Source organism: Streptomyces sp. cmx-4-9, from assembly GCF_046548835.1.
Lineage (GTDB): Bacteria > Actinomycetota > Actinomycetes > Streptomycetales > Streptomycetaceae > Streptomyces.
In genome coordinates, this window is the sequence record NZ_JAEBEE010000006.1 from 37,416 (window position 1) to 55,081 (window position 17,666).

The window sequence follows — 17,666 nt, forward strand, 5'->3', positions numbered from 1 at the left end:
GTGAACCGTGAAGTTCCGTCTGCTCGCCGGTGCGTCCGTCCTCACGCTGACCATCGCCCTCAGTGCCTGCTCCGGCGGTTCCGACGACGCCGCCGGGGGTGGCGCGGACGGGGGCCGGACCGCGCTGACCGTCTGGCTGATGCGGGACAGCGTCTCCGCCGCCTTCCAGGACGAGTTCACCGCCGCGTTCGCCCGGTCCCACCCCGACATCGACCTGAAGATCCAGGTCCAGGAGTGGGACGGCATCGGCCAGAAGGTCACCGCGGCGCTGGCCAGCAATGACGCGCCGGACGTCATCGAGGTCGGGAACACCCAGGTCGCCCAGTACGCGCAGAGCGGCGGCCTGCTCGACCTCAGCGCCAAGAAGGCCGACCTGGGCGGCCACGCCTGGCTGGCCGGGCTGGCGGGTCCCGGCGCCTGGGAGGGCAAGCAGTACGGCATCCCGTACTACGCCGCCAACCGCGTCGTCGTCTACCGCAAGGACCTCTTCCAGCAGGCCGGAGTCGATGCCGCCGCGATCCGGACGAGGGACCAGTGGATCGCCGCCACCGAGAAGCTCAACACGGGTGACCAGCAAGGCATCTACCTCACCGGCCAGACCTGGTACGCGCTGGCCGGCTTCGTCTGGGACGAGGGCGGCGACCTCGCCGTCCAGGACGGCGGGAGGTGGAAGGGCGCGCTGGACACCCCGCAGGCGCTGGCCGGCATGGAGTTCTACAAGAAGCTCCAGGCCCTGGGCAAGGGGCCGAAGGACGCCGACGAGAGCAATCCGCCCCAGGCGGATGTGATGGCGGCCGGCAAGGTGGCCCAGATCATCGCCGTCCCCGGCGGAGCCAAGGTCATCGCCGAGCGAAACCCGGACCTCAAGGACAAGCTCGGCTTCTTCCCCGTGCCGGGCAAGACCGCCGACAAGCCCGGCGTCGTCTTCACCGGCGGTTCCGACCTCGTCATCCCGGCCGCCTCCCGGCACCAGGACGCCGCCTACACCTTCGTCAAGGAACTCGCCGGCGACGCGTGGCAGGCGAAGCTGGCGCAGGCCATGAGCTACGTGCCGAACAAGACCACCCTCGCCTCCGCCGTCGCCTCCGATCCGGGCACCGCCGCGATGGCCGTCGGCGCCGCCGCAGGCCGTGCCACGCCCAACACCCCCGGCTGGGCCGCCGTCGAGGCGGAGAACCCGATCAAGGACTACATGACCGCCGCCCTCACCGGCGGCGACATGAAGCGGGAGGCGGCGAAGACCTCGGAGGACATCACCCGGGCGATGAACAGCGTTTCCTGACCGGGACGCCGCCCCGCCGCCGCACGCAGCCCGGCCGTAGCCCACGCGGCGCCGCCCGCACCCTGCCCCGTAGCCCCCGCCCCGTAGCCCCCGCCCCGTAGCTATTGCCCCGTAGCCCCCCGCACCCGCGCCCCCAGCCGTGTCGCCCCCGAGAGGAGGAGCCGTGCCGGCCGTACGAGAACCTGCCGTCCCACGCCCCGCCGCCCGCCCCCGGCCGCCCCGGACCTCCGCTCCGCCCGCTGCCGCCCGGGCCCGCTCCGGCGGGCGCCGCAACCCCTGGCCCTACCTGCTCGTCGCCCCGGCCGTCCTCGGCATGCTGTACCTCCTGCTCTACCCGCTGGCCCGCGCCGTCCTGATCTCCTTCCAGGACTTCCGGCTGCGGGAACTCATCTCCGGCGACGCGAAGTTCGTCGGCCTCGCCAACTACCGGACCCTGCTGACGGATCCGCGGTTCTGGACCGTGGTGCGCCGCACGTTCCTCTTCATGGCGGTCAACGTCGTCCTCATCATGGTGCTCGCCCTGCTCGTCGCCCTGATGACCGAGCGCCTGGGCAGGGTGTGGCGGGCCGTGGTCCTCAGCTCGCTCGTCCTGGCCTGGGCCATGCCGGTGGTCGCGGCCACCACCGTCTTCCAGTGGCTCTTCCACTCCGAGTTCGGCGTCGTCAACTGGGCCCTGACCTCCCTGGGAGCCGAGTCCTTCGAGCGGTACCCGTGGTTCGCCAACGGCACCGCCGCGTACGCCATCATCGTCACCCTCGTGGTGTGGCAGTCGGTGCCGTTCGCCGCCATCACCCTGTACTCCGCGCTCACCACCGTCCCCGCCGAACTCCACGAATCCGCCCGCCTCGACGGCGCCGGCCCCTGGAGAATCCTGCGCTCCGTCACCTTTCCCGCCATCCGGCCGATCGTGATGCTGGTGCTCTGCCTGGAGGTGATCTGGACCTTCAAGGCGTTCGTGCAGATCTGGGTCATGACCAAGGGCGGCCCCGGCGACGCCACCACCATCCTGCCGGTCTACGCGGTGCAGACCGCCCTGTCCAGCCAGCGCTACGACCTCGGCTCGGCAGCCTCGATGATCACCGTGGTCCTCATGTCGGGGGTGCTGGTCCTCTACCTCCGCCAGATGCTCCGACAGGAGAACGAGAGTTGAGCCCCGCCGACCGCAACGCCAGCCGCCCCGCGGCCGACCGCAACCCCGCCGAGCGCGAGGCCGCCGACCGCAACGCCGCCGAACGCAAGGCCGGCCGCGGGCGCTCCGCCCGCCGGCTGCGCCGCTTCCCGCTCCACCTGGGCGCCGCCCTGACCGTGCTGGTCTGCCTCTTCCCCGTCTACTGGATGAGCACCACGGCATTCAAACCCGCCCGCGACATCCAGACCTCCACCCCGCTGCTCGTCCCGCGGACCTGGACCCTGGAGCACTTCCGCACGGCCGTGGAGGCGGACGGCTTCGCCCAGTTCTGGCGCAACAGCCTGCTGGTCACCGCCGGCGCCGTCCTCCTCTCCCTGGCCGTCGCCCTCGGCGCGGCCTTCGCCGTCGCTCGGATGCGGTGGCGGGGGCGGCGGGCGTTCGTCCTCGCCGTCTTCATCGCCCAGATGGCGCCCTGGGAATCCCTGATCATCCCGATCTACATCATCGCCCGCGACACCGGCATGCTCGACCGGCTCATCACCCTCAGCCTCGTCTACTTCATGGTGACCCTGCCGTTCACCATCATCGTGCTGCGCGGCTTCATCACCACCATCCCGCCCGAACTGGAGGAAGCCGCCCAGGTCGACGGCTGCACCCGCTTCGAGGCCTTCCGCCGGGTCGCCCTGCCCCTGCTCGCTCCCGGCCTGATGGCCACCTCGCTCTTCGGATTCATCACCGCCTGGAACGAGTTCGCGTACGCCAACTTCCTCATCATCAAGAACCAGGACCAGCGCACCCTGCCCGTCTGGCTGTCCTCCTTCCAGAACACCTTCGGCACCGACTGGGGCGCCACCATGGCCGCCTCCACCCTCTTCGCCCTTCCCGCCCTCGCCCTCTTCCTATTCCTCCAGCGCCACGTCACCTCCGGTCTCGCCTCCGGAGCCGTCAAGGGCTGAGGACCCCGTACCACCGCCCACCGCCCTGTTCGGGACCGCCCGACACCCCGCACCCCCGCCGCTGCGAGCCCCTTCCCGGAAGGCTGCACCCCCGTGCCCCCACACCGCCCCGAACAGGCACTCCTGCCCCGGCCCACCCGGTACGCCCCCCGCTCCGGCCACTTCACCCTCGACGCCACGACCACCGTCCGCACCACCCCCGGAGCCGAGGGCGCGGCCGAGCTGCTGCGCACCCTGCTCACGCCCGCCACCGGCCTGCCCCTGGCACCCTCCGCCGCGGGCACCGTCACGCTGGCCGTCGACGCAGGCCTGCGCGGCCTGGGCGGGGAGGGGTACGGACTCACCGTCTCCCCGCACTCCGTCATGCTGCGCGCCGCCGATCCGACGGGGCTGCTGCGCGGCGTCCAGACGCTGCGCCAGCTCCTGCCCGCCCAAGCCCTGGGCCCGTCCGCCCGAGCCGTCCGGCGCCCTCGCTGGGAGCTGCCCTGCGCGGAGATCACCGACATCCCGCAGCACTCCTGGCGCGGCCTGATGATCGACGTCGCCCGGCACTTCCACGACGCGGCCACCCTGCGCCGCCACGTCGACCTCATGGCCCTGCACAAACTCAACGTCCTGCACCTCCACCTCACCGACGACCAGGGCTGGCGGATGCCCGTCGCGTCCTACCCCCGCCTGACCACCGTCGGCGCCCACCGCACCCAGTCGATGACCGGCCCCGACGGCACCACCGGGTTCGACGGCCGGCCGCACGGGGGCGCGTACACCCGCGGTGAGCTCACCGACCTCGTCGCCTACGCGGCGCAGCGCGGCGTACGGATCGTCCCGGAGATCGGGATGCCCGGACACGTCCGCGCCGCGCTCGCCGCCTACCCGCACCTGGGCAACCGTCCCGAGCGCAACCTCGGGGTGTGGACCCGCTGGGGCGTGTGCGAGAACGTCCTCGGCGTCCACGACGAGGTCCTGGCCTTCCTCCGGGCGGTCCTGCACGAGGTGATGGAGGTCTTCCCCTCCCCGTACATCCACCTGGGCGGCGACGAGTGCCCCACCACCGAATGGGAGCGGTCCCCCCGCGCCCGGGCCCGCGCTGCCGCGGTGGGGCTGCCCGCCCCCGCGGCCCTGCACGGCTGGCTCCTCGGCCAGGCCGGCGCCCACCTGCTGGAACACGGCCGCCGCCCGGTCGGCTGGGCCGAGGACGGGGCCCTGCTCCCGCCCGAGTTCACGGTGATGAGCTGGCGCGACCCCGCGCACGCCGCCGAAGCGGTCCGCCACGGCCATGACGTCGTCCTCACCCACCACCGCACCACCTACCTCGACTACGCGCAGGACGACCTCCCCGACGGGCCGACCGCCCAGCCCGGGCCCGTCGTCGACCTGCGCACCGTCCACCGCGGAGACCCGCCGCCGCAGGCCCCCGCCGACGGCCGCGGACGGATCCTCGGCACGCAGGCGCAGATCTGGACCGAGTTCGCCCCCGAAGCCGCCGACCTCGACCGCCTCGCCTACCCCCGCCTGTGCGCCCTCGCCGAGCGGGCCTGGACCGGCCCCACCCCCTGGACCGACTTCACGTCCCGGCTCCACGCGCACATCCCCCGACTGGACGCCCTGGGCGTCCGCCACCACCCCCCGGCCCCGACCGCGCCCCGCACGACAGCCGTGGCGCCCGCACGTACAGCGCCCTCCGCATGACACCGCCCTTCGCATGACACCACCCCGCTCGCACCCCCGAGAGGACACCACCGTGACCAGCCCCCACAGTTCCGACAGCCCCCACAGCTCCGACAGCTCCCCCTATGCGACCGGTTCGACCGACGGGACCGGCGTACCCGGCGTGGCCGACGTGACCGGCCCGTCCGGCCGCGGTCACCGGACGGCCGGGCTGCGCCGCAGCCGCCTGCGGGCCGCCGTCGCCGCGGCCGTCGCCACGGCCCTCGGCGCCGTCGCCCTCGCCGCCCTTCCGGGCACCGCCAGCGCGGCGGGCGGCCTGTCCGTGCAGTACCGCACCAGCGCCACGGGCGCCACCGCCGACCAGAGCGAGCCCTGGTTCAAGGTGAAGAACACCGGCACGGCCGCACTGCCGCTGAGCGAGGTCAGACTCCGCTACTACTTCAAGGCCGACTCGCCCGGCGCCGCCTACCGGTTCGCCTGCTCCTGGGCGGTCAAGGGCTGTGCCAACATCACCGGTACCTTCGGCACCCTCGCCCACCCCACCGACACCGCCGACCGCTACCTGGAGATCGGCTTCACCTCCGGCGCCGGCTCCCTCGCCCCCGGCGCCGACACGGGCGACATGCAGCTGCGCTTCCACCAGGCCAACTGGCAGACCCTGCGGCAGAGCGACGACTACTCCTTCATCCCCGCCCAGACCGCCTACGCCGACTCCGCCAAGGTCACCGCCACCCGGGCCGGCACCCTGGTCTGGGGCACCGCCCCCACCGGCAACACCCCCACCGACCCGCCGACCACGCCGCCGCCCACCACGCCCCCGCCCGGCGGTTCCGGCGCGCTCTGGGACGACTTCACGTACAGCTCGCACACCGATCCGAAGATCTCCGCCAACGGCTGGTCGGTCCGCTCCAACTCCGGCGGCCCCGGCGTCCCGGGCGCCACCTGGGACCCCTCCAACGTCACCTTCACCACCAGCAGCGGCAACACCGTCATGACCCTGGAGACCTCCACAAACGGCACGGCCTCGGGCACCGAGCAGAGCGAAGTCCTCACCAAGTCCACCAAGTTCAAGAACGGCACCTACGCCGCCCGCGTCAAGTTCAGCGACGCCCCCCGGTCCGGCCCCGACGGCGACCACCTCGTCCAGACCTTCTTCACCATCAACGACCTGAAGGCCCCGATGGCCGACGACTACGCCGAGTACGACTTCGAGTACCTGCCCAACGGCGGCTGGGGCGAGCCGTCCAACATCCTCTACACGACCTCCTGGGAGACCTACAACCCGGAACCGTGGCAGGCGGTGAACGCCCACACCGAGAGCCGCCAGAGCTACGCCGGCTGGCACGACCTCGTCGTCACCATCGACAACAACGCCATCACCTACTACATCGACGGTCAGCCGTTCGGTACCCACGGCGCCACCTACCTGCCCGAACGCCCCATGTCGATCAACTTCAACCAGTGGCTGATCGACCTCAACGGCCAGACGTCCACCACCCCGCGCGCCTACGAGCAGCAGGTGGACTACGTCCTGCACGTCAAGGACCAGGTCCTGACCCCCGCCCAGGTCAACGCGAAGATCGCGGCGTACCGCTCGGCCGGCACCGCCTTCGAGGACACGGTCCCCGCGAGCTGACCGCGCCCCGGCGCACACCCTGCGGACGGCACCCCGAAGAAGGGGCGCCGTCCGCAGCAACTCCCTTCCCCCCCGCCGCCCGAACGCGCCCCGCCGGCAGTCGCCCCCCGGCGCCCATGCGGCGAGACCGGGCGCCGGACCCCGGCCCGCGGGGCCAGGGGCCCCGGGCCCGCAGCCGACGGCCCCCGCCCTCGAACCCCGGCCTCCGGCCGGCACCGTACGCGGCGTCGACCAGATCGTGGTGGCGGGTCGTCAGCCCATGGCCAGGGATGATGGTATTTCGCGGACCTTTTCGCCGTCAGTAGCCGGGAGTTGGCGAAGGGTGGTATACCGGATACTTGAGGTTCCTTTGGGGGCTCCGATATTGACGCGGAGTCCGGTGCGCTGACTTCCGCTCCGAGCCTCCCGGCCCACCTTTTCCTTTCGTGAGCCGCGTGCAGATCTCTTCAGCCCACGGAGTCCCCCAGGCGGCCCGCCAGGACATTTCCTGCGGCCTCTCGGCGCTGTATGCGCCCTCGCTTCGACTGAAAAGATTCCTCGGCGTACGCCATCGCATTCCCGGCGCCCGCATGACGTCCGTGTGACTGGTCGTCAGGGCCCTTTCGGGGCGATGGTGCGGAGGAGATCGACAATTCCTCATCCGAGGGGTGCACCATGAGTACGGAAACGTTCCTCCGCAATCCGCGGCCGGTTGGCGATCCTGTGGGTGGCGCCTCCACCCAAGGCCCCGGCTCGTTCTCGGTCTCGACCCAGCTCATGCAGGACGCGGTGCCCGCAGCCGGCGTGTCCGTCGGCGACGGGCGCAACCAGGAGGCGCTCTTCGCGAACCCGTTCAAGAGCGGGCGGGAAGAAGCCCTGGTGGTCAACCGGCAGGGGCAGCTGACCTACCTGGAGCGGACGGACACGTCCTCCACCGGGTGGGTGCAGGAACCGGTGGCCGGCACACCCCCGGTCGCCGAGGTCGTCGTGGCCGTGCACCCCTCCGGGGACGTCTGGGCGATCTGCAGCCCCAAGGACCAGACGGCCATGGTGTTCGGGCTGGTCCTGGCCCTGGGCGGGCGCGAGACCGACGGTACGGCCCGCTGCCGGTGGCAGGGCATGACCTCGTTCAACAAGGTGGGACTCGCAGGCCAGGCGATGACCGTGTCCTACGCACCCGACGGCGGCGCGCTCGTCCTCGGGACGAGCATCGACGCCCGGAGCGGACCCACCAACCTGGTGCTCACCCCGCAGCTGAAGAGCAGCGACGGCTCGGGGGGCGGCTGGATCACGCAACCCACCGGCCTGCTGGTCCGGGGATACCCGCTGGTGGGCGGCGGCTACCTGCCCTACCTCACGTCGGGCGGCCAGCCCGGCACCTACGTCTACTACTCCCTCGACGGGCAGAAACTGCTCCGCTGGGAGGAGCGGATGGGCGTGCCGGTGGGTGACCCCCTCCAGGTCACCACGGCATGCGCCCAGTTCTGCGGCGCCTACCACCAGCCGTACCTGAACCGCGACAACCCCCAAGGAGACATCGGCTTCCTCTACCTCGACACGAAGGGCTCCCTGGTCTGGGGCTACCGCATGGCTCCGGGCGGCAGCATCGTCACGGGCGAGGCCGGCGACGTGGACTTCGCGGCCAAGACGAAGCTGTGGCAGGACGCCGACGGCAAAATGCACGTCTTCGGACTGGACGAGGACGCCACCCTGAAGGTCCTGCACCAGGCGGGCTGGGAGACCGTCAGCCGGCAGTCCGGCCCCCTCCAGGTGCAGACGCTGCAACCGAAGTGGACCCAGGCCCGCGTCGCGTCGGCCCCGCCAGGCATCGGCGGCTACGACCTCGCCCGCCCGAACGACCGGATCGTGGCATTCGACTACACCGGGTCCGGATTTTCCGACCACCTGTTCGCCTACCGGCCCGGACCGACCCACTACTACAACGACCAGACCGTGTGGGTCGTCGAACGCACCGGTGAAGTCGGCGGATTCGCCCGGGCGTTCAGCAACGAGTACGGACTGCCCGGCTACGACTTCAGCTCCCCTGACGACCGCGTCGTCGCCTACGACTACACGGGCTCGGGAAGCGCGGACCACCTGCTGGCCTACCGTCCGGGAGCGGGAAAGTTCTCCATCTTCAAGAAGCGGGCGGGGGCGGACGGCTTCGTCCCGGTGGCCGGCGCCGCCGCGGGCGGCATCGGCGGCAGCAGCGGAACGTACGACCTGGCGGACAGCCGGGACCGACTGCTGCCCTTCGACTACCTCGGCACCAAGAGGAACGACCACCTGCTAGCCTACCGGCCGGGCACGGGAACGGCCTGGGTACTGGCACCGAAGGGCGACGGCTCGTTCACCCCGGTGGCCAGGTCCTCGACCGGCCTCGGCGGATTCCCCTTGAACAATCCGGTGGACGAGATCACCGGCCTCGACTACGCCGGCAAGGGCAGCAGCACCCACCTGCTGGCCTACCGCCCCGGCGCGGGCATGGTGTACATCCTCGCGCCGGACAAGCGCGGCGGATTCACGGCCGTGGTGCACAACCGGACCGGCGGCATCGGCGGCTGGGACCTGATGGAACCCGAAGACCGGCTCGTGCCCTTCGACTACTCCGGCATCGGCTGCAACGACCACATCCTCAGCTACCGTCCCGGCGACATTCCGGGCCACACCTCCCGGCAGGCATGGGTGCTGCGCCGGGACGGCGACACCGCCACGTACAAGCCGTCCATCCAGGGCAAGGGCCTGGGCGGCTACGACTTCGCCTCGCTGAGCGACCTGGTGACCGGCATGGACTACAACGGCACGGGCGGCCTGTGCTACCTCGTGGCGTACCGGCCCGGCGCCGGCAAGGTCTCGGTGATGGGCCAGCGCGGCGCCGGCCACATCGCCCCGGTCTACCAGGCCCCGACCCCGCCGTCGACGACGGTCACCGTCGGAGTGCACGCCGCGGTGGTGGACTACCAACTGGACCCGTACCCGGACTACCGGCCGTCCGAGCTGATCAAGATGAGCGGGATGCCCCCGGCGGAGGCGTACTGCGTCTGCACCCAGGACATCACCACCTCGCAATGGCAGATGGACAAGGTCCGCCTGCCCGAACCGGCCAAGAAGCCCGGTGAGCTCGCGCCCCCTCCCGATGTCGTCTCGCACTACGTCGCCGACGTCACCCTGCTGTCAAAAGCGGGCCAGCCGCTGCCCGGCCACCCCGTGTCCGTGTCCGCGGACTCCCTGGTCGAGGTCCAGATCGCCGAGATCTCCTACCAGGTCGGCCCCGGACGCCCCATCGCCGTGACCACCAGCCCCATGGGCAAGCTCGCCCTGGCCATCGCCGCGCGCGGGCTGAACCCGCCGGTCGTGCACCTCAACGCCGACGGCCTGCAATCCGGCACCGCCATCGACTTCGCCGCCCAGGCCAACGACTTCCTGGCGGGCAACGCCACCCTGCCCTCGCAGAAGGGCACGTTCACCGCCGACCTGCTCGAACACGCCACGGTCCCGCCGAACATGCCCGGAAAGCAGCAGGACCCGCCGCCGCTCGCCGACTGGACGGCCCTCAGGGAACGCGGCCTGACCCCCCAGATCGTGGTCGACCACTGCACCAACATGTACGGGCAGGCGGCGGGCAGCACAACGCTCCAGCCCGTCCTGTTCGACGGCTCCGACGAACCCCAGCCCGTCATCGGGTACGTCATCCAGCTGTGGGACCCCGACCGACCCGCCTACCAGGCCTTCCGGACCCAGGACGAACTCGACGCCTACCGGGAGTACCGCAACGCCCACCCCGCGTACGGCGGCTGGTGGGACGAGTTCACCACCTGGGCCTCCGACGTCTGGGAGGGCATCAAGACCGGGGCCGCCAAGGTGGCCGAAGTCATCGTCACCACGATCACCGAGATCGCCATCTGGGTGGGCGACGCCATCGTCTCCCTCGGCGAGATGGTGATCGAGGCCGTCGAGCAGGCCATCCAGGCCGTCGAAGCGGTCTTCCAGATGATCGCCGACGCCATCATGCGCGTCATCGACTGGCTCAAGTCCCTCTTCTCGCTGGGCGCCATCTGGAACACCAAAGTCGCGCTGGAGGGCGCCGTCCACTATTTCGTCCCGCTGTTCTCCTCGACCATCACCCACGCGCAGAGCCAGCTGGACGCATGGCTGGTCGGGGTGCACAGGAAGATCGACGACGCCCTCGACGACCTGACGCGGGAGTACGGCGGCACCCGCATGGGGGATTTCGGCAACAAGGTGCCCGCAGCGACCGGCTCCACCGGTACGCCGCTGAACACCGGAGAACTCAACACACCGCAGGCGAACTGGATGCAGAACAAGGCCCTCTCCGGAACGGAGGCCTACCGGATCCAATTCCAGGAGTCACCGGTGTCCGGAATCGAGGAGGATCTGGTCCTCAAATTCACGGACATGTTCAATGCCTTCGGAGCCGCGGGCCCGCAGGCCCTGTTCGGACAACTGGAGGGCCTGTACGCCGAGGTGGAGAACTTCTGCACGGTCGATGCCGGAGCCGGCGCCGACCGGTCCGCGTTCGAGAGCATCATCGAGATGCTCCGCACGCTCATCGACGCGGTACTGGAGACGATCGGCGCCGTCGCGGACAAGGCGTTCGAGGCCGCCGCTCTGGCCGCCGGCTCCTTCTGGGAGCTGTTCAACACACCCCTCACGACCCCCTTCGGGCTCCTCGAAGCCCTCTACGAGTGGATCCACCAGCAGGCGCGGCCGGGTGAGCCGCCCGAGACCCTGACCCTGGGCCGTCTCATCGTGCTGGTCGCCGCCTTCTTCACGACGGTGATCCACAAGCTCATCCACGGAGTCGACACGGAACCCTTCCCACAGGGCTTCCCCACCGACATCCCGCTGCCCTCCTGGGACCCGCGCCACGTTCCGAGTGCCGAGGCGGACCCGCCGCCGGACTGGGCGCTGAACGACAGCCTGCTCAGGGTGCAGGAGGTCTTCGGCGTGTGCGCGGCGGTCTTCGACGGGGTCGCCACCCTCGGCACCGATCTGATCGCCCTCAACCCCTCCCTCGGGGAGAACTCGATGCGGCGCGTGGTCAACGGGATCTCGTGCTTCGGCAAGACCCTGTCCCTGGTGCTCACCGCCCCACCGGTGCTCGGCAGCAAGTGGGAGCAGACGGAGGGCACGGTCGCCTGGGGAATGCAGGTCGGCAGGTTCGGCTGCGACGTCGGCCTGACCGCCGTCGGGCACCTCATCAAGCCGCTGGGCGAGCGCTCCACCCTGCTGAAGAACGCCGGACGGGTCATCGAGGACGTCCACCACATGATCGAGGGGTCGGCCGGCCACTTCATCCTGGGCGGCGTTTCGATGGGATGCGGCATCGCCAGCGTCCTGAAGTCCCCGCCGGAGAGCAAGGGCCTCACCCAGTGCGCCCTGGCGAGCACGGTGCTCGGGAACGTCCCCGACGTCCTCCAGGTGTTCCGCACCATCGCCCGGGCGGTGTCCCGGGACGCCCCGGCCACGAAGTACATCATCGGGATCGTCGCAGTGCTCGACGGGCTGAGCGTCGCCGGGTCCGACCTGCTGATCGGCGTGCCGGCGATCGTCGAGCGGTACAACCTGCCGACCATCGACACGACGAACCCGCCCCCCGCGACCGTCGGCGTCGAGTACACGTGGACGTTCAAGGGAACGGGCGGCGAGAGGTCCATCAACGACTCGAAGAGGTTCGCCTTCTACGACCAGATGCCGGCCTGGCTGACGACGCGGGACGACGTCACGGGGACCGTCCGCGGAACGCCGGCCGTCACGGACATCGTCACGCCGCCCGTGCGGTTCCTCGTCGCCTGCTACGACGGCTTCTCGCCGCCCCAGGGGAAGGCGGCCGAGTTCAGCATCACCGTGCAGCAGAAGTAGGCCCGCCGTCCGTCCGTCCATCCGTTCGTCCATCCGTCCGTCCGAGTTGCGCTCGCAGCACACCGGACGGGCACCCCGGGGGAGACGGTCCCGGAGGAGACGGCGCCGGGGAGCCGGTCCCTGGGGAGCCGGTGCCTGGGGAGACGGTGCCTGGGGAGACGATGCCTGGGGAGACGGTGCCTGGGGAGACGGTGCCTGGGGAGACGGTGCCGGGGGAGACGGTCCCGCGTCGACGAGCCACCGCCCGTCGACGCGGGACCGTCCGTTGACGCGGACCGCCCGTCGACGCCGGATCATCCGTCGACGCGGACCGTCGGTCGATGCGGGACCGTCCGTCGGTGCGGGGCCGTCTCGCGCGGGGCGCCCCGGCCGGGGCGCCGGGCGCCGTGATGGCATGTACCCCCGCGTGCTGCGCGACCGCGGGGCGGAGGTGGGCCGGGCCCTCGCCAGCGCCCGCCGCCACCCCGCCCCCGACCGTCCACCGCGGGACGGCCGGCCGTCAGGCCGACGCCGGTTCCTCCGCGGGCAGGCGGCCGTCCCGCACCGCCTCCACCAAGGCCTGGTGGTCGCGTTCGTTCTGGTCGGCGTAAGCCTCCGCGAAGCCGACCAGCGCCCGGTCGAAGGACGTGCCGGAGCCCAGGTAGGCGGCGATGGCGATCCGGTCGCCCGACCGCGCGTGCGCACGGGCGAGCGTCATGCCGCAGAGCTCCCCGAAGGTCCTCAGCTGCCGCGGCGACATCGTCTCCGGCATGGCGATCCCCTTCCAGTCGCGCAGCTGCCGGATGTAGAAGTCGCGCTGCCTGCCGTCGATCCCCTCCAACTGCTCCCAGCCCAGGAAGATGTCGCTGGCCGCCTGCATCAGCCGCTGTCCCGCCACCACCCGTTCGCCCTGGTTGCGGTACCGGCTCGCCCCGACGTGCGCCGCGAGGACGGACTCGTCGGCCTCCTTGGCCTGGAGGAAGAGCGGATCGCGTCCGTCGCGCCCGAGCAGCAGCAGGATCCAGCAGCGGGTGCCGACACTGCCGACGCCGACCACCTTGCGGGCCATGTCCGCGAGCCGGTAGTCCTCCAGGAGCGCCCGCCGGTCGCTCGACAGCGTCTGCCCGTAGTGCGCCACCAGCCGGCGCAGACGCTCCTCCAGTTCACCGCGCTCGACATCGGGCATGAGGTCGGCGATCGGCACCAGCAGCGGGGGGTCCGCCCGGATCATCCGCTGCCCGTCGACCAGTTCCGTGAGCTTCCCGAAGGCCTGCAAGGTGTCCCGGCCACGGGCTTTCGCCATGGCCCCGGCCAGCTTCTTCCGCCCCTGCGCGTCGAGCTGACCGGCGGTCAGGTCCTCCAGGCGGTCCGCGTCGATCTTCGCGTACCAGATGTCGAGGTTCCCCAGGCCGGCGAAACCGCGCATCGCCTCGCGGTACGCGCGGACGGCGGAAGCCACGATGCGGGCCCGCCCGGAGTCGTCGAGGCCGTTCGCCCGGCCGGCGATGACGAGGCTCGCCGACAGCCGTTTGACGTCCCACTCCCAGGGGCCGGGCAGCGTCTCGTCGAAGTCGTTGATGTCGAACATCAGCCGCCGCTCGGGAGAGGCCAGCAGGCGGAAGTTCAGCAGGTGCGCATCCCCGCACAGCTGGACCGTGATCCCCGAGTCCGGGGAGCCGGCCAGGTCGGACGCCATGATCGCGGCAGCGCCCCGGTAGAAGCGGAAGGGCGACTCCGTCATCCGGCTGTACCGGATCGGCACCAGCTCGGCGACCCGCAGGGCGGACTGCGCCTCCAGGATCGCCAGCGGGTCCGGCCGGTCCGGGGACGACCGGTACGCGGCGTGCTGCGACCGCGGCGAGCGCCGCCGGGCCTGCTTGCCGCGGGCCGCGCGTTCCTCGGGCGTGCTGTGGGGTACCGCACGCATCGCAGTGGTGGAGACGTAGGCGGACATCGGAGCACTCCTGCCTGGCCGTGCGGTCCCCGGACGGGACGGCGCCCTGCCCTGCGGGCGGGAGCACCGCCGGGCCGGGGGAGGGGCGCCGCGGCGGTCGCGGGGTGGAGCGGCCCGCCCGCGTCCGGTGGCCGCCCGACCCTCCCACGGTAGGACCTCGCCGGGCGCCGCGCACGGGGGGTGGCCGCGCCCTCACCGCCCGCGTGGCGCACCCCGGGAAGCAGGCCGAGAATGGAGCGGTGACGGCAGCGGCCCGACGGCCGCATGCGGGGGACGGGGACGGGGCGCAAACGGGGACGTCAGGGAGGGACGGGGACGTCAGGAACGGGAACGACAGGAACGGGACGCGCCACCATGGTGCTCGACCTCCTCCTCATCGGTGTGGCCGTCACCCTCTTTCCGCTGCCGGTCATGGCCTTCGTCCTGGTGGTGTCCTCACCGCGCGGCGCGCGCAAGGGCCTGGTCTTCATCCTCGCCTGGCTGGCCTGCCTCGTGGCGGTCATGGCGGTCGTGCTCCTCCTCACCGGCGGCCAGCCGCCGCCGCCCCGCTCCCCGCCGTCCGTCGCGGCCCTCGTGGCCACGCTCGTCATCGGCGCCGGACTGGTCGTGTACGGCGAACGCCGCCGCCGCAGCCGTGCGGCAGCCGGGGCGCAGCCCCCCGTACGGGAGCAGGCCGGCGACGCCCAGCCGGGGGCGGCGTCCCGTACGGACGAGGCCGGTGCGGACGGGGCCGGTGCGGACGAGGTGGGCTACTGGTCGGCGGCGGCCCTCGCCGTACTCCTCCAGCCCTGGGGGATGGTCGGCGCCGCGGCCGCCACCGTCGTCCAGGCCGACCTGTCCCACGGCACGTCCTTCGTCGCCCTGGCGGGCTTCTGCGTCCTTGCCACCTCCACCCTGCTGGCCATGGAGCTCTTCATGGTGTTCCGGCCCGCCAGGGCCCAGCGCACCCTGAGGGAGCTGCGCGGGTGGCTGGAACGGCACAAGGAGCCGGCGATCATCCTCACCTGCCTGCTCCTGGGCCTGTGGCTCGTCGGCCGAAGCCTCTACCAGCTCACCGGCTGAAGATGACCGATCCCCTCCGCGGCCCCAGAATTGAGATGGCGCGTGCTGCGCTCCCCGCGCCGACGCCGGACGGATCGGAGAAACGCATGAAGGACCTCAAGCTGGAGCAGAAGCGCTCGCTGTCCCGCAGCGAAGCTGCCGACCAGCTCAGCGCGCTGGCCGACGCGCTGCGGGAGGGCCCGGACGCCGAACTGGACCTCGGTACCGGCACGCTGAGCCTGCGGGTCGCGGACGAACTCCGCTGTGAGGTGGAGGTCGAGATCGGTGACGGGCAGGTCGAGTTGGAGATCGAGTTCAAGTGGCCGACGGCCGCCCGTCGGCCGGCGTCCCCGCGAGCGGCCACCGGCACGGGCACGAGTACGAGTACGAGTGCGAGTACGGGTACGGCCGCCGGCGCGGGCAGGGCCGCCGGCAGCGGCTCCGGGACCGCGGCGACGCGCAAAAGGGCGACGTCCAAGACCGGACGGAAGACCGCTGTCGGCGGGAGCAAAAGCGCCAAGCGGGCGGCCGCACCGGCCTCGTGAGGCGGCCGGGGCAGGACGCGGGGCCGAGGTGAGCGGCCCCGGCGGACGGCAGGCCGTACGAGACCGCCGCGGGCGGGCCGTACGAACCCGGCGCGGGCAGGCCGTGCCGGCCCGCCGCGAGCCGTGCGTCCTCGCGGAGGTGGTCCCATGAGACGGCGCTGGGCCGCCCGGCTGGCCCTGGCTTCCGGCTTGGCGGCGCTCCTGGTGTTGGTGGTCTTCGGCGGGCTCGCGCACGTCCTGCTCCTCGGGGTGGCGTGGGCGGGGCTGGCGCTGATGGCGGCCGGCGGCTGGTGGATGCTCACCCACACGGGTGCCACCAGAGCGCTGGCCGCGCTGCTGGTGGCCGCCGTACCGGTCGCCGTCCTGGCCCTGTACACGACGGCCGGGCTGCTGTGGGTCGTCCTGGTCTCCCTCGGTCTGTGGGCGCTGGCCGTCTTCGCCGGCAGGACCGCCCTCGCCGAGGACACCGGGTCGGGCGCCGGGGCGCCGGAGCGCGCTGCCACCAGTCCCGTACGGCCCTTCCTGATCATGAATCCGCTCTCGGGCGGCGGGAAGGTCGAGCGGTTCGGTCTGGCGCAGCAGGCCAGGGACCTGGGCGCCGAGGTCGTCGTACTGGACCCGGACCACCGCCTGGACGTCGCCGAACTGGCGCGGCAGGCCGTCGAGGACGGCGCCGACCTGCTGGGCGTCGCCGGCGGCGACGGCACCCAGGCCCGGGTCGCCGCCGTGGCCGCGGAGTACGACATCCCGTTCATGGTCGTCAGCGCCGGTACCCGCAACCACTTCGCCATGGACCTGGGCCTGGACTGCCGGGACCCTTCCCGCTGCCTCCAGGCGTTGACCGACGGCGTCGAACTGCGCATCGACCTGGGTTTCATCCGCGAGGGAGAGCCAGCGGGCGAGCTGGCGGGAGAGCCGACGGGCTCGGGCTCAGGCTCGGGCTCGGGCTCGGAGCGCGTCTTCGTCAACAACGCCTCGTTCGGCGTGTACGCGGAGGTCGTGCAGAGTCCCGCCTACCGCGACGACAAGATCCGCACCATCCTGGAGATGCTGCCGGCGCTGCTGACCCACGCCGACGGCGCCCGCCTGGACGTCCGTGCGGACTCCCTGGCCCTGACCGGCCCGCAGGCCGTGCTGGTGAGCAACAACCCCTACCGGAGGGGAGACCCGGCCGGGCTGGGGCGTCGTGAACGCCTGAACTCCGGTGAGCTGGGTGTTCTGAGCGTCGACGTCGCGACCGCCGCCGAGGCGGCGGAGCTCATGCTGCGCGGCGGCCAGGGCCGCGGCCTGACCGCCGTCACCGCCCGGGAGGTGCTCGTCCACGCCGACGCGCCCGCCGTCCCGGTCGGCGTCGACGGCGAAGCCCTGATGCTGTCCGTCCCGGTGCGCTGCCGCATCGCGCCCGGGGCCTTGCGCGTCCGCGTGCCCCGGCACCGCCCCGGCGTGCCGCGCGAAGCGGTCCCGGTCGACTGGCGCCGGGTGCGGCAACTGGCCCTGAGCATGGGCAGGACCGCGGCAGGACGCGGCGCCGCCTGAACGGCAGCGACAGCAGGACGCGGCGCCGCCTGAACGACAGCGGCAGCAGGACGCGGCGCCGCCTGAACGACAGCGGCA

The 17,666-nt window shown here is 72.0% G+C and carries 10 protein-coding genes; 9 read left to right on the plus strand and 1 reads right to left on the minus strand.

From position 1 onward, the window contains the following. Positions 1-7 precede the first annotated feature (7 nt). The 6 genes from ACLJTM_RS18990 to ACLJTM_RS19015 all read left to right on the plus strand — a co-directional run bounded on the left by ACLJTM_RS18990 (position 8) and on the right by ACLJTM_RS19015 (position 12,533). The gene (locus tag ACLJTM_RS18990; protein WP_411104833.1) at positions 8-1,282 is read left to right on the plus strand and encodes an extracellular solute-binding protein; all 1,275 of its coding nucleotides are present in this window, start codon (positions 8-10) and stop codon (positions 1,280-1,282) included. A 163-nt stretch (positions 1,283-1,445) separates the two neighbouring features. Next, a complete protein-coding gene (locus tag ACLJTM_RS18995; RefSeq protein ID WP_411104834.1) occupies positions 1,446-2,432 on the plus strand; it encodes a carbohydrate ABC transporter permease in 987 nt (328 codons plus the stop codon). 116 nt (positions 2,433-2,548) lie between these two features. Further along, positions 2,549-3,367: a carbohydrate ABC transporter permease gene (locus tag ACLJTM_RS19000; protein ID WP_411105296.1), complete on the plus strand. Its 819-nt coding sequence runs from the start codon at positions 2,549-2,551 to the stop codon at positions 3,365-3,367. Between the two features lie 93 nt (positions 3,368-3,460). After that, positions 3,461-5,056, plus strand: a complete 1,596-nt coding sequence (locus ACLJTM_RS19005) for a beta-N-acetylhexosaminidase (protein ID WP_411104835.1) — start codon at positions 3,461-3,463, stop codon at positions 5,054-5,056. 190 nt (positions 5,057-5,246) lie between these two features. Next, on the plus strand, positions 5,247-6,671 hold the full coding sequence (locus tag ACLJTM_RS19010; RefSeq protein ID WP_411105297.1) for a cellulose binding domain-containing protein: 1,425 nt from the start codon (positions 5,247-5,249) through the stop codon (positions 6,669-6,671). 654 nt (positions 6,672-7,325) lie between these two features. After that, positions 7,326-12,533, plus strand: a complete 5,208-nt coding sequence (locus ACLJTM_RS19015) for a hypothetical protein (protein ID WP_411104836.1) — start codon at positions 7,326-7,328, stop codon at positions 12,531-12,533. A 499-nt stretch (positions 12,534-13,032) separates the two neighbouring features. On the opposite strand, the gene ACLJTM_RS19020 is transcribed toward ACLJTM_RS19015, so the two are convergent. Then, positions 13,033-14,466, minus strand: a complete 1,434-nt coding sequence (locus ACLJTM_RS19020; RefSeq protein ID WP_411104837.1) for a DUF2252 domain-containing protein — start codon at positions 14,464-14,466, stop codon at positions 13,033-13,035. Between the two features lie 354 nt (positions 14,467-14,820). Here ACLJTM_RS19020 and ACLJTM_RS19025 point away from each other — a divergent pair, with 354 nt between their 5' ends. The 3 genes from ACLJTM_RS19025 to ACLJTM_RS19035 all read left to right on the plus strand — a co-directional run bounded on the left by ACLJTM_RS19025 (position 14,821) and on the right by ACLJTM_RS19035 (position 17,588). Then, positions 14,821-15,528 carry a GAP family protein gene (locus ACLJTM_RS19025; RefSeq protein ID WP_411104838.1) on the plus strand — a complete coding sequence of 236 codons (708 nt, stop codon included), beginning with the start codon at positions 14,821-14,823 and terminating at the stop codon, positions 15,526-15,528. Positions 15,529-15,614: 86 nt separating this feature from the next. Further along, positions 15,615-16,052, plus strand: a complete 438-nt coding sequence (locus ACLJTM_RS19030) for an amphi-Trp domain-containing protein (RefSeq protein WP_411104839.1) — start codon at positions 15,615-15,617, stop codon at positions 16,050-16,052. Positions 16,053-16,199: 147 nt separating this feature from the next. After that, positions 16,200-17,588 carry a diacylglycerol/lipid kinase family protein gene (locus ACLJTM_RS19035; protein WP_411104840.1) on the plus strand — a complete coding sequence of 463 codons (1,389 nt, stop codon included), beginning with the start codon at positions 16,200-16,202 and terminating at the stop codon, positions 17,586-17,588. Positions 17,589-17,666 lie beyond the last annotated feature (78 nt).

Bases quoted from the DNA above. Each gene is read 5' to 3' on its own strand.
- ACLJTM_RS19020 (WP_411104837.1), bottom strand. From the start codon at position 14,466: ATGTCCGCCTACGTCTCCACCACTGCGATGCGTGCGGTACCCCACAGC.
- ACLJTM_RS19035 (WP_411104840.1), top strand. From the start codon at position 16,200: ATGAGACGGCGCTGGGCCGCCCGGCTGGCCCTGGCTTCCGGCTTGGCG.
- ACLJTM_RS19015 (WP_411104836.1), top strand. From the start codon at position 7,326: ATGAGTACGGAAACGTTCCTCCGCAATCCGCGGCCGGTTGGCGATCCT.
- ACLJTM_RS19025 (WP_411104838.1), top strand. From the start codon at position 14,821: ATGGTGCTCGACCTCCTCCTCATCGGTGTGGCCGTCACCCTCTTTCCG.
- ACLJTM_RS19030 (WP_411104839.1), top strand. From the start codon at position 15,615: ATGAAGGACCTCAAGCTGGAGCAGAAGCGCTCGCTGTCCCGCAGCGAA.